This window comes from Dyella japonica A8 (genome assembly GCF_000725385.1).
Taxonomy (GTDB): Bacteria; Pseudomonadota; Gammaproteobacteria; order Xanthomonadales; family Rhodanobacteraceae; genus Dyella; species Dyella japonica_C.
In genome coordinates, this window is record NZ_CP008884.1 from 1,658,049 (window position 1) to 1,670,707 (window position 12,659).

A 12,659-nucleotide genomic window follows, 5' to 3' on the forward strand; every position below is an offset into this window, starting at 1 on the left:
GGGCCGGTCATGACGACGATCCGTCACGAAGCCACGGTGCCCCTGTCTGCCGCGGGTCGGAGATTCGACCAGGCTTTGGCCGAGATGTTCCCCGACTACTCCCGGTCCCGCCTCACGGCGTGGATCAAGGCGGGTGCTGTGACCCTGGACGGCGCCGTGGCGCCGCCCCGCCAGCTGTTGCGTGGCGGGGAAAAAGTCCAGCTGGAAGCGGAACTTGAGACCGAAGTGGAGCTGGCCCCGGAGGCCATCGAGCTGAATATCGTCCACGAGGACGAGCACCTGCTGGTGCTGAACAAGCCGGCCGGGCTGGTGGTGCACCCGGGCGCAGGAAATAGCGCCGGTACGGTGCTGAATGCCTTGCTGCACCACGATCCGGCGCTGGCCCAGCTGCCCCGCGGCGGCATCGTGCACCGCCTGGACAAGGACACCTCGGGCCTGATGGTGGTGGCCAAGAGCCTGCCGGCGCATACGGCGCTGGTGGACATGCTGTCCCGCCACGATGTGGAGCGGCAGTACGAGGCCGTGGTGCTGGGCACCCTGGTGGCCGGCGGCACCGTGGATGCCCCTATCGGCCGCCACATGGGCGACCGCCTGCGCCAGGCCGTGCGTGACGAGGAGGACGGCAAGCGCGCCGTCACCCATTACCGCCTGCGCGAGCGCTTCCGCGCCCACAGCCTGATCCAGTGCAGCCTGGAAACCGGCCGCACCCACCAGATCCGCGTGCACATGGCCCATATCAACCATCCGCTGGTTGGCGACCCGCTGTACGGCGGTGGCCTGAAGCTGCCCAAGGGCGCCACGCCGGAGCTGGTCGCCGCCCTGCGCGGCTTCCGGCGCCAGGCGCTGCACGCCGAGCGGCTGGCCTTCGAGCACCCGGTGACCCATGAGCCGCTGTCGTTCAGCGCCGAGCGGCCGGCTGACCAGCAGGCCCTGATCGACGCCCTGCGCGCCGACGCCGCCCAGGCCGATCCGGACGACTGGCGGTGAGCCAGGACGGCGCCTGGGTCATCCCCGATTGGCCGGCGCCTCCCGGCGTGCGGGCGGCGGTCAGTACCCGGTATGGGCCGGGCATCTCCACCGGCGCCTGGGAACGGTTCAATCTTGGCGCCCGCTGCGGCGATGCGCCCGAGGCGGTCGCCGCCAACCGGGCGACCGTGCCGGCCGCGCTGGGGCTGGCGCGTGACCCGCACTGGCTGCAGCAGGTCCACGGCGTGGACGTGGCCCGGGTGGATCACCCGACCGACGCGGCGGAACCCCGGGCGGACGCATCCGTGACCCATCGGCTGGGCGAACCCCTGGCCATCCTCACTGCCGACTGCTTGCCGGTGCTTTTCTGCACGGCCGACGGCCGTGCGGTGGCCGCGGCCCACGCGGGCTGGCGGGGGCTGCAGGCCGGCGTGCTGGAAGAGACCCTCAAGGCGCTGCAGTCACCCGCTGCCGATGTCATGGCGTGGCTGGGGCCGTGCATCGGCAAGGCCAGCTATGAGGTCGGGGATGAGGTGCGTGACGCCTTCATCGCCCTCGATCACGGTGCGGTCGGTGGTTTCGAGCCCACGCGCCCAGGCCACTGGCTGTGCGACCTTGCCTGGTTGGCACGGCGCCGGCTGCAGGCGGCGGGCGTGGCCAGCATCCTTGGCGGGGAATTTGATACGCGCACCGACGACCGGTTTTATTCCTACCGGCGCGATGGCGCGCAAAGTGGTCGCTTCGCGAGCCTGATCTGGATCGAGGGCTAACCCCCCAGATCGGACCCTCACTGTGGGAGCGCACCCTGTGCGCGACTGCGCCACGCATGTCGGGGCGACGACGGCCGGGATCGCATCATCGCGACGACCGGACACCGACGAACGCCGGCAGTCCGCGGTCGCGCACAGGGTGCGCTCCCACCGGTGTCCTGAGGTCATTCGGCCAGCCGCCGCAGGAACGCATTGCGCCACGCCGTGACGTCCTGCTTTTCCAGCACGTCCATCATCAGGCGCCAGCGGCGGCGGCGTTCGTGCAGCGGCATGTCCAGCGCGACACCCAGCGCCTCGGCCACTTCCTCCGTATCCGCTGGGTTGACCAGCAGCGCTTCGCGAAGCTCCTGCGCGGCGCCCGCGAAGCGGGACAGCACGAGCACGCCGGGGTCGTCCGGGTCCTGGCTGGCGACGTACTCCTTGGCCACCAGGTTCATGCCGTCGCGCAGCGGCGTCACCAGCCCCACGCGTGCGCTGCGGTAGTAGCCGCTGAGCAGGCTGTGTGGAAAGGAGTTGTTGACGTAGCGGATCGGCACCCAGTCCGGCGCCGCATACATGCCGTTGATGTGGCCGGCCATGCGTTCGAGCTCCCGGCGGATCTGCCGGTACTCCGGCACGCCGCCGCGCGAGGGGGGAGCGATCTGCAGGAAGCTCACCTTGCGATGCAGCTGCGGTGAACGCTCGAGCAGGCGTGCATAGGCCTGGAAGCGTTCGGGCAGACCCTTGGAGTAATCCAGGCGGTCCACGCCGATGATCAGCGCGCGGCCTTCCAGGCTCTGGGTGAGGTCGTGGATTTCCTCGTGCTCGTTGGCATGGCTGGCTGATTCGGCCACCTCGGCGGTGTCGATGCCAATGGCGAACACCTCTGCGCGGAACAGGCGTCCTTCCGGCGTGCGGATGCGCCCGTCGCGGCGCATGGTCGCGCCCAGCTCGTGCAGGAAGTACTCCTCCAGCGCGCGGCGGTCGCGTGGCGTGTGCAGGCCGATCAGGTCGTAGCTCGCCAGCGTCTCCAGCAGCTCCCGGTGGCGGGGCAGGGTAATCAGCAGGCCGGCGGCCGGCAGGGGCGTATGCAGGAAGAAGCCGATGCGGTTGCGCACGCCACGCTCGCGCAGCATGGCGGCCAGCGGGATCAGGTGGTAATCGTTGATCCAGACCAGATCGTTGGGACGGATCAGCGACATCAGTCGTTCGGCGAAGACGTTGTTGACGCGCAGGTAGCCGGCCAGGTGCTTGCGGTCGTAGTCCACCAGGTCGGGCCGGTAGTGCAGCAGCGGCCATAGCGTGCGGTTGGCGAAGCCGTCGTAGAAGTCGTCGTGGTCCGCGCGGGAGAGGTCGATGGTGGCGTATTCCACCGGGCCGTCCCGCTGCTTGTGCACCTCCTCGGCGGTCTGCCGCGCGAGCTTGCCGCTCCAGCCGAACCACAGGCCTCCCCGCTCCTGCAGGGCGGCGCGCATGGCCGAGGCGAGTCCGCCGGTGGCGGTCTGGTCGGGCAGTGCGACCCGGTTGGAGACCACGATCAAACGTCCCTGATCGTTGCCCCTGCCCACCCTCATCACAATGCATCCTCCCAGCGCCGGGACAGGCGCATGGCGGCCTGGATCAGGCCCACCATCGAATAGGTCTGCGGGAAATTGCCCCAGTGCTCGCCATTGGCCGGCGCGATGTCTTCCGACAGCAGGCCCAGCGGGTTCCGTTGCGAAAGCATGTGCTCGAACATGGCGCGGGCGCGCTCCTTGCGGCCGGTGGCGGCGAGCGCCTCGATGTACCAGAACGTGCAGATGTTGAAGCTGGTTTCCGGGGCGCCGAAATCGTCCGGCGCGATATAGCGGAACAGGTAGTCGCCGCGCCCCAGCGCCTGGCCGATGGCGTCCACCGTGGCGATGAAGCGCGGGTCCATGGCAGGGATGAAGCCGATGTCGGCGAGCAGCAGCAGGCTCGCATCCAGGTGCTCGCCGTCGTAGGCATCGACGAAGGTGCCCAGGCGGTTGTTCCACGCCCGCGCCTCGATGCGCGCGTGCAGCGCCACGGCTTCGTCGTGCCAGTAGCGGGCGCGCTCGTCCAGGCCCAGCTCCGTGGCGATATGGGCCAGCCGGTCGCACGCTGCCCAGCACATGGCCGCCGAATAGGTGTGCACCGCGGCACGGCCACGGTATTCCCACAGCCCCGCGTCGGGCGTTTCGGCCACGCGCAGCGCCATCTCGCCCATGCGCTCCAGTCGCCGGAAGGTCAGTTCGTCGCCCGGGTGTTCCAGGCGGCGGTCGAAAAAGACCTGGGCCGCGGCCAGCACCACCGAACCGTAGACGTCGTTCTGGCGTTGCCGCCACGCATCGTTGCCCACCCGTACCGGCCCCATGCCGCGATACCCGGCCAGGCTGTCCACCTGGGTTTCGGGCAGCTCGTGCTCGAAGGTGATGCCGAACACTGGCCCGATCTCGTTGTCGCCGTCGGAGGCAACCAGGTTGAACACGTAGCGGATGTATTCCTCCATGCTGCGGGTTGCGCCGAGGCGGTTCAGCGCGCGCACGGTGAAGGCGGCGTCACGAAGCCAGCAATAGCGGTAGTCCCAATTGCGCTCGGAGTGCGGGGATTCGGGAATGGACGTGGTGAGCGCCGCCACGATCGCGCCGGTGGCCTCGTACTGGCACAGCTTCAGCGTGATGGCAGCGCGAATGATGGGCTCCTGCCACTCGTAAGGCACCGACAGGTTGCGTACCCATTCACGCCAGTAGCCCAGCGTGCGTTCGAGGGTGTGGTGGATGAAATCCGCCGGGCTGTGCGTGAGGGTTTCGTCGGGGCCGAACACGAAATGCGCGGGCTTCTCCAGGAAGAACGGCAAGCCCCGCTCGACCATGATGGACGCGACATCGCAGGTCAGGCGCTGCACGACGCCATCGAGCAGGAAACGGATGTGATTGCTGCCCGAGGTGGTCTGTGGCGCCTCGGCGCCATACCGGCAAAGCGGCCGCAGCAGCACGCGGATGCGCGGTGAGCCGCCGATGGGGCGTACGCGGCGGGCAAGCAGGACCGGATGGTAGAAGCGCCCCCGTGAGCGGAAGCGCGGCATGTAGTCGACGATCTCCACGCCCGCACCGCTGCGGTCGTAAAGGCGCGTCACCAGCACGGCCGTGTTCGGCATGTAGTGCTGCTCGCTGCGCTCGAGGTCTTCCAGCTCGATCGTCCAGTCGCCCCCTTCACGCCGGGGCGACAGCAGCGCGCAGAAGCTCGCATCGCCGTCGAAGCGCGGCAGGCAACACCAGACGATGCGGCCGCTCCCGTCGATCAGTGCGGCAACGCTACCGTTGCCGATGACGCCCAGTTCCAGGCTGGACAGGGCGTCAGTGTTTTCCTCCTGAGGAATGGGCATGCGAGAGGGCTCCATGCTTGAGCGCGTGCAGCACGCGGAACAGCCAGGCCCGCGCAGCGGCGGGCTCGGGCAGGGAATAGCGAGCCAGGCTTGGTTCGCGGGAACCCACGCGAATGCTCAACCCGCTCTCGAGGTTTGCCGCGGCGAAAGCGTGCTCGTCGGTCAGGTCATCGCCGAGGTACACCGGCTGGCGGCCGCGGAACGGCCACGTGGCCATCAGGGTGGTGACCGCCGAGCCCTTGTCCATGCCTTCGGGTTTCAGCTCGATCACCATGTTGCCCGGCTGCATTTCATAGCCGGCCAGCGAGGGCAGCACGTTCTGCACCTGTTCGCGCAGACGTTCAAACAGCTGCGGCGAGGTACGGCAGTGCAGGGCCACCGCCATGCCCTTGTCTTCCATCATGACGCCTGGCAACCCGGCGGCGACGCTGCCGGCAATGTCGCGCACCAGCGAGCGCCGGCTGGCGCCGATATGCACGCCACGATAACGACCGTCGGCACCGCGCAGCTCCAGCCCATGCAGGCCGGCCATGGCCCAGGGCGGGTGGTCGAACAGGTCGTCCAGGTCATCCAGCCCGCGCCCGCTCACCAGGGCCAGCGCGCCGTCGAGGGCACCATAGAGGTCTTCCACCAGTTCGCGCAGGCGCGAATCGACGCAGACCTGGTCGGGATGATCGGTGAAGTCGAGCAGCGTGCCGTCGACGTCAAGAAACAACGCCCAGCGATCTTCCACGCCTGGCAGGGGCGGAACCGGGAGGGGCAGTTGGGCGGCCATGGCAGGTTGGGACGCGGGCGATTGCACGTGCAGCAGCCTATCAAGGCGAATGTGAAGGCGAGCTATGGATGCTTGGGAAAGACGACTGAAAAAAAGGCCTACACCTGACGTTGACGCGGCTTGAATCATGCGCGGGCGAGCCGCATCTCATCGCGCAGAGGTGGCGTGGCCGCCAATCCTATTGATCGAGGGGACACCCATGAGGATGGACAAACTCACGTCGCGTTTTCAGCAGGCGTTGGCAGATGCCCAATCGCTTGCCGTCGGACGCGACAACAACATGCTTGAACCGGTGCACGTCATGGCCGCGTTGCTTGAACAGCAAGGCGGCTCGACCGCACCGCTGCTGACGCAGGCGCACGTGAACGTGCCCGCGTTGCGCCAGCGCGTGAACGAAATGGTGGACCGCCTGCCGCGCGTCACCGGACAGGAAGGCAACATCCATGTGGGCAACGAACTGACGCGCCTGCTCAACCTTACCGACAAGCTCGCACAGCAGCGCGGCGACCAGTTCATTGCCAGCGAACTGTTCGTGCTGGCCGCCCTGGAGGACAAGGGTGAACTGGGCTCGGCGCTGAAGGCTGCCGGCGCGACCAAGGCGAACCTGGAGGCCGCTATCGACAAGATGCGTGGCGGTGAAAAGGTGCAGAGCGAGAATGCCGAGGACCAGCGCCAGGCGCTGGAGAAATATTGCATCGACCTGACGGCGCGAGCCGAGTCGGGCAAGCTCGATCCGGTGATCGGCCGCGACGAGGAAATCCGCCGCACCATCCAGGTGCTGCAGCGTCGCACCAAGAACAACCCGGTGCTGATCGGCGAGCCCGGCGTGGGCAAGACGGCTATCGTCGAAGGCCTGGCGCAGCGCATCGTCAAGGGCGAGGTGCCCGAAGGCCTGCGCGACCGTCGCGTGCTTGCGCTGGACATGGGCGCCCTGATCGCCGGCGCCAAGTTCCGCGGTGAATTCGAGGAGCGCCTCAAGGCCGTGCTCAACGACCTTGCCAAGGGCGAAGGCCAGATCATCCTGTTCATCGACGAACTGCACACCATGGTCGGCGCCGGCAAGGCCGACGGCGCCATGGATGCAGGCAACATGCTCAAGCCCGCGCTGGCGCGTGGCGAACTGCATTGCATCGGCGCCACCACGCTGGACGAATACCGCAAGTACATCGAAAAGGATGCCGCGCTGGAGCGCCGCTTCCAGAAGGTCTACGTGGGCGAGCCCAGCGTGGAAGACACCATCGCTATCCTGCGCGGCCTGAAGGAACGCTACGCGGTGCACCACGGCGTGGAGATCACCGACCCGGCCATTGTTGCGGCCGCCACGTTGTCCAACCGCTACATCCCGGATCGCCAGCTGCCGGACAAGGCCATCGACCTGATGGACGAAGCCGCGTCGCGCATCCGCATGGAAATCGATTCCAAGCCGGAAGAGCTCGATCGCCTGGAGCGTCGCCTGATCCAGTTGAAGATCCAGCGCGAGATGCTGAAGAAGGAAACCGACGACGCCTCCAAGAAACGCCTGGCCGATCTTGATGCGGACATCGAAAAGCTGGAGCGAGAGTTCTCCGACCTCAACGAGATCTGGAAATCCGAAAAAGCCGCGCTGCAGGGCGCGACCAAGGTGAAGGAGCAGATCGAAGCCGCGCGCGTGGAACTGGAAACGGCCCAGCGCCATCAGGACTACGCGAAGATGAGCGAGATCCAGTACGGCAAGCTGCCGGAACTGGAAAAGCAGCTCGCCGCCGCGCAGGCCGCCGAGAAGCAGGAATTCAAGCTGGTGCAGGATCGCGTCACCGAGGAAGAGATCGCTGAGGTGGTGTCTCGCTGGACGGGCATCCCCGTCAACAAGATGCTGGAAGGCGAGCGCGACAAGCTGCTGCACATGGAAGAGGCGCTGCACAAGCGCGTGGTGGGCCAGGATGAGGCCGTGCGTGCCGTGTCCGACGCGATCCGTCGTGCGCGCGCCGGCCTGTCCGATCCCAATCGCCCGTATGGCTCGTTCCTGTTCCTTGGCCCGACGGGCGTAGGCAAGACCGAGCTGTGCAAGGCGCTCGCCGAGTTCATGTTCGACACGCAGGACGCGATGGTGCGCATCGACATGAGCGAGTTCATGGAGAAGCACTCCGTGAGCCGCCTGATCGGCGCGCCTCCGGGCTACGTGGGTTACGAGGAAGGCGGTTACCTCACCGAGGCGGTGCGTCGCCGCCCGTACAGCGTCATCCTGCTGGACGAGGTAGAGAAGGCCCATCCGGATGTGTTCAACATCCTGCTGCAGGTGCTGGACGACGGTCGCCTTACCGATGGACAGGGTCGCACGGTGGATTTCCGTAACACCGTCATCGTGATGACCTCCAACCTCGGCTCGCAGATGATCCAGGAGAACGCTGGTGACAGCGAGGCCGACTACGTGCAGATGAAGGCCGCGGTGCTGGGCGTGGTGCAGGCGCACTTCCGCCCGGAGTTCATCAACCGCCTCGACGAGCTGGTGGTGTTCCGTCCGCTGCAGAAGAAGCAGATCCGCAAGATCGCCTTGATCCAGCTGACCTATCTGGAGAAGCGCCTGACGGAGCGTGATCTGCGCATGGAGATCAGCGACAAGGCGCTGGATCTGCTGGGCAACGTGGGTTTTGATCCGGTGTATGGCGCGCGACCGCTGAAGCGGGCCATCCAGCAACAGTTGGAGAATCCGCTGGCGAAGGAGATCCTGGAAGGGAAGTTCCTTGCGGGTGACACCATTGTGGTGGATGCGAAGGATGGCCATTTGACGTTTCACAAGCAGTGATGCCTTGAAGCGTTGATGGCGAAGGGGAGCGCCCGTCCTGTGAGAGCAGGGCGGGCGTTTTGTTTCTGGGGTTGTTGTTCTTGCCGGGGGGGGCTTCTTGCTCGCTTTTTTTGGGGCACGCGAGGAGTGGTTGTGGATGGTGGTGGTTTGACGAGCGTGGTGAGAGTTGGGGTAGGGGGGGCTCACTGCTTCGTTCTTTAGCCGTCATCCCTGCGTACCCCGGAAAGGGGGCAAGGGGCGGGATCCAGAGCCTCGGTGTTTAGTTGTCGCGATACGGCGACCTGGCTCGCCTGCCGCGGGCTTCCGCCCTCCTGAAGGTGGCGAGTCCCCTGTGGGAGCGCACCCTGTGCGCGACTGCGGGGCCTCGTAGTCATCGCTCCGTTAGGTTGTCGCGCACAGGGTGCGCTCCCACAGAAAAGCGGGCGGCCGTGCGGGTTCCGACCACGCCAAAGAGCAGAGAGGCGCTGCTTTAAGTCCTCATCGCCTTGGCGCGTTGCGAAGCGCTTGGAAATACCCGCTGTGTAGAGGCGGAGGTAGCCAAGCAACAAACCGCCTCGAGCGTTCGAGCTTTTCCCTGGGCAATGCTGCCAGCTCTGGCTCTTGAGGCCATTTTCTTTGGGTTACTTTTCTTTTGGGCCAGCAAAAGAAAAGTGACTCGGCCTTCGGCAGAAGGTCGAAACGCCCGCTGCGTAAGCGGCCAGATCGCGGGATCGTCTGAGGCGACAACCAAACGCAAAGTCACTGGATCCCGGCCTGCGCCGGGATGACGGTGCTTATGGAGCGGTGGGGCTAGATGGCCCCCTTACCCGACCCTCTCCCCAACCCTCTCCCCAACCCTCTCCCCAGCCCTCTCCCCAGCCCTCTCCCCAACCCTCTCCCCAGCCCTCTCCCCAGCCCTCTCCCCAACCCTCTCCCCAGCCCTCTCCCCAACCCTCTCCCCAGCCCTCTCCCCAGCCCTCTCCCCAGCCCTCTCTCCAACCCTCTCTCCAACCCTCTCTCCAACCCTCTCTCCAACCCTTAAGGCCGCGCCCATCCACGGCCACCCCCATACCCCGGCGAGCAGCGCGCCCCCTTTCGCAAGCCCACCCTCGCCACCCCCGGCCTTCACATTTCCTTGTCTGCTACCATGCGCACCACCTGAGGTGACCAACGGCCAAACGGCCGAAGGTTGAAACGGGAATCCGGTGCGGCGCGTGAGCGCCCATTCCGGAGCTGCCCCCGCAACGGTAGGCGAGTGCGATCCAGAGAGGATCGACAGACTGACATCAAGCCACTGTGCCCCGCGCACGGGAAGGCGTCGATCTGGAAGACGTCAGCGTCTTCGCCCGCGAGCCCGGAGACCGGCCTTGAGGTACGACCAGACAGGCGGTGGGCCATGTTGGGGATGCCGTGTATCGCACGGACGCCAAGTCTCCCTCCACCTGTCCTTTATCCATGCGATCCGCGCGGGCAGGCGCGGCTGAGGAGCAATGTTTTGGCCATCCGAATTTCCACGATCCGTCGTTCCGTGCTGGCGACGGCGCTTTTGTCTGTGGTCTTCCCCGCGCTCGCGGACGAGGGAACCACCAACCTCGACGGCGTCGTCGTCACCGCCACGCGCACCGAGCAGACCCAGAGCCAGACGCTCTCGGCGGTCACCGTGATCGACCGCGCCGACATCGAACGCCTGCAGCCCTCGTCGCTGGCGGATTTGCTGCGTGGCACGCCGGGCATGCAGATCACCAACAATGGCGGTGCCGGCAAGGCCACCAGTGCCTTCCTGCGTGGTACCGAAGCAGATCACGTGCTGGTGATGATCGACGGCGTCAAGATCGGCTCGGCCACCCTGGGCACGGCCGCGCTGCAGGACATCCCGGTCGAGCAGATCGAGCGCATCGAAATCGTGCGCGGTCCGTTTTCCAGCCTGTATGGCTCGGAAGCGATCGGCGGTGTGATCCAGATCTTCACGCGTCGCCCGGAAGGCGCCTTCGTGCCGTCCTTCAGCCTGGGCGTGGGCAGCTATCGCACGCTCAACGGCTCGGCGGGTTTCGCCGGCAAGAGCGGCGATGGCTGGTACTCGCTGGAGGCGTCGCATAGCCAGACGCACGGCATCGCTGCCTGCCGATGGGGTGCGGCCGAGGTGGGTGCGGCCTGTTTTGCCGACCAGTCCAACAAGGATGGCTACCGCAACACCGCCGTGACGCTGCAGGGCGGCTACAAGTTCGACGAGCAGTGGGATGCGGACGTACGCCTGTATCGCAGCGAAGGCCACAACTACTACGCCGGTACGTACACCGACTCCGACAAGAGCGCCACCCAGGTCGTGGGCGGCAGCGTGCACTATCGCCCGGCCAGCAACGTCAAGCTGACCCTCAGTGCGGGCACCAGCGACGACTTCGAGAAGGACTATCTGCAGGGCGTGTACGTCAGCCGCTTCGACACGCACCGCGATCTGGGTTCGCTGCAGGCCGACGTCGGCTTCTGGGGTGGGCTGCTCAGCACGGGCTTCGACTGGCAGCGCGACCACGTGGACAGCACGGCGGGCTACATCAATCCGTTCACGCAGGTGCCGGTGGACGGCCGCATCAACCGTGGCGTGTTCGCGCAATGGCAGCAGACCTTCGGCAGCCAGTCGGTCCAGGCCAGCGTGCGCCACGACGACAACAGCCAGTTCGGTGGCAAGAACACCGGCAGCCTGCTGTGGGGCTGGGACTTCACCCAGACGCTGCGCCTGACGGCCAGCTATGGCACGGCGTTCAAGGCGCCGACCTTCAATGACTTGTACTACCCGTACTACGGCAACCCGGACCTCAAGCCCGAGACGTCGCAGAACATCGAACTCGGCCTGCGCGGCAGCTACGGCTGGGGCTACTGGTCGTTGAACGCGTTCCGCAACAACGTGAACAACCTCATCACCTACGATGCGTCCACGCAGGCGGCGGCCAATGTGGACAAGGCGCGCATCCGCGGCGCGGAAGGCGTGGTGAGCGGCAACGTCGCCGGCTGGCTGGTGACGGGCACGGCCACCTGGCTGGATCCGCGCGATGAATCCACCAACTACGAAGGCAAGCTGCTGCCGCGCCGTGCGCGCCAGACGGGCAACATCGACATCGATCGCACCTTCGGCGCTTTCAGCGTGGGGGGCACCTGGTTCGTGTCGGGCCGGCGCTACGACGATCTGGCCAACCAGCATCCGCTGGGCGCCTATGCGATCACCAACCTGCGCGTGGCGTACGCGATCTCGCGTGACTTCAAGCTGCAGCTGGCGCTCAACAATGCCTTCGCCAAGAGTTACGAGACGGCGTGGTATTACAACCAGCCGGGTCGTAACTACATGTTGACCCTGCGTTATCAGCCCGCGCAGTAACCCGTGACGCCGGGCCCCATGGGGGCCCGGCGTCGCGCCGCGACGTATCGATCAGGAGAGCTCCCGTGAAAGCACTGTCGGTTTCCCGTTTCAACGCGCTGTGGCTGGTGCTTATGGCCGTGATGATCGCCACGCGCTTCAAGCACTTCGGCGACATGCTGCACCTGCCCGACGCGTCGATGGCCGTGTTCTTCCTGGGCGGCCTGACCCTGCGCCGCCACTGGACCTTCGTGGTGATGGTGCTGCTTGCGGTGGCGTTGGACTGGGTGTCCATCAGCTATGCGGGCGTGAGCGACTTCTGCATCACCCTGGCCTACTCGTTCCTGCCGCTGGCCTACGCCGTGCTGTGGTACGCGGGGCGGTGGTTTGCGCCGCGCATGAGCGGAAGTGCAATGTCCTATGCCGGTGCATTCATGGTGGCGTTGTTGGCGGCCATCGGTTCGTTCGCCATCTCCAATGGCTCGTTTTACTGGCTCGGTGGCCGTTACGCGAACCCGCACATGAGTGAGTATCTGTCGCGCCTGTGGCAATGGGGTCCGCTGTTCGTGGGAACCACCATGGGCTACGTGGCGACGGCGCTGGCCTTGCAGGCAGTCGTTTCACGTGTCGCCACGCCTGCCAACGCGCAGGGAGGGGCACGGGCATGAGCGGGCACG

At 66.3% G+C, this 12,659-nt stretch carries 9 protein-coding genes and 1 riboswitch; of the genes, 5 read left to right on the forward strand and 4 right to left on the reverse strand.

Going from position 1 to position 12,659, the window contains the following annotated elements; all coding sequences use genetic code 11:
• The first annotated feature begins 9 nt into the window (after positions 1–9).
• Together rluD and pgeF are read left to right on the forward strand one after the other, a co-directional pair.
• Positions 10–987: a 23S rRNA pseudouridine(1911/1915/1917) synthase RluD gene (rluD, locus tag HY57_RS06810; RefSeq protein ID WP_026033812.1), complete on the forward strand. Its 978-nt coding sequence runs from the start codon at positions 10–12 to the stop codon at positions 985–987.
• Positions 984–1,736, forward strand: coding sequence for a peptidoglycan editing factor PgeF (gene pgeF / locus HY57_RS06815; protein ID WP_019464608.1), 753 nt, complete (start codon positions 984–986; stop codon positions 1,734–1,736). Before rluD ends, pgeF begins: the two co-directional genes overlap by 4 nt.
• A gap of 164 nt (positions 1,737–1,900) precedes the next feature.
• On the opposite strand, the gene otsA is transcribed toward pgeF, so the two are convergent.
• From otsA to otsB, 3 genes are read right to left on the reverse strand one after another with little or no spacing between them, the layout of a single operon-like run.
• Complete coding sequence (otsA, locus tag HY57_RS06820) at positions 1,901–3,289, reverse strand: alpha,alpha-trehalose-phosphate synthase (UDP-forming) (RefSeq protein ID WP_019464607.1); 1,389 nt, start codon at positions 3,287–3,289, stop codon at positions 1,901–1,903.
• Complete coding sequence (locus HY57_RS06825; protein ID WP_019464606.1) at positions 3,289–5,100, reverse strand: glycoside hydrolase family 15 protein; 1,812 nt, start codon at positions 5,098–5,100, stop codon at positions 3,289–3,291. The genes otsA and HY57_RS06825 overlap by 1 nt, the downstream gene beginning before the upstream one ends.
• Positions 5,072–5,875 carry a trehalose-phosphatase gene (otsB, locus tag HY57_RS06830; RefSeq protein ID WP_019464605.1) on the reverse strand — a complete coding sequence of 268 codons (804 nt, stop codon included), beginning with the start codon at positions 5,873–5,875 and terminating at the stop codon, positions 5,072–5,074. Before otsB ends, HY57_RS06825 begins: the two co-directional genes overlap by 29 nt.
• 199 nt (positions 5,876–6,074) lie before the next feature.
• On the opposite strand from otsB, the gene clpB reads away from it, so the two are divergent.
• Positions 6,075–8,657: an ATP-dependent chaperone ClpB gene (gene clpB / locus HY57_RS06835; RefSeq protein WP_026033810.1), complete on the forward strand. Its 2,583-nt coding sequence runs from the start codon at positions 6,075–6,077 to the stop codon at positions 8,655–8,657.
• Between the two features lie 802 nt (positions 8,658–9,459).
• On the opposite strand, the gene HY57_RS21875 is transcribed toward clpB, so the two are convergent.
• Positions 9,460–9,690 (reverse strand): hypothetical protein, encoded by a 231-nt coding sequence (locus HY57_RS21875; protein WP_144240785.1) that lies wholly within the window; start codon positions 9,688–9,690, stop codon positions 9,460–9,462.
• 90 nt (positions 9,691–9,780) lie between these two features.
• Positions 9,781–10,020: riboswitch (cobalamin riboswitch) on the forward strand.
• A 21-nt stretch (positions 10,021–10,041) separates the two neighbouring features.
• On the opposite strand from HY57_RS21875, the gene btuB reads away from it, so the two are divergent.
• Both btuB and HY57_RS06850 read left to right on the forward strand, forming a co-directional pair.
• Positions 10,042–12,003 carry a TonB-dependent vitamin B12 receptor gene (gene btuB, locus HY57_RS06845; RefSeq protein WP_081500698.1) on the forward strand — a complete coding sequence of 654 codons (1,962 nt, stop codon included), beginning with the start codon at positions 10,042–10,044 and terminating at the stop codon, positions 12,001–12,003.
• A gap of 113 nt (positions 12,004–12,116) precedes the next feature.
• Positions 12,117–12,650 carry a hypothetical protein gene (locus HY57_RS06850; RefSeq protein ID WP_050997956.1) on the forward strand — a complete coding sequence of 178 codons (534 nt, stop codon included), beginning with the start codon at positions 12,117–12,119 and terminating at the stop codon, positions 12,648–12,650.
• Positions 12,651–12,659: the final 9 nt, after the last annotated feature.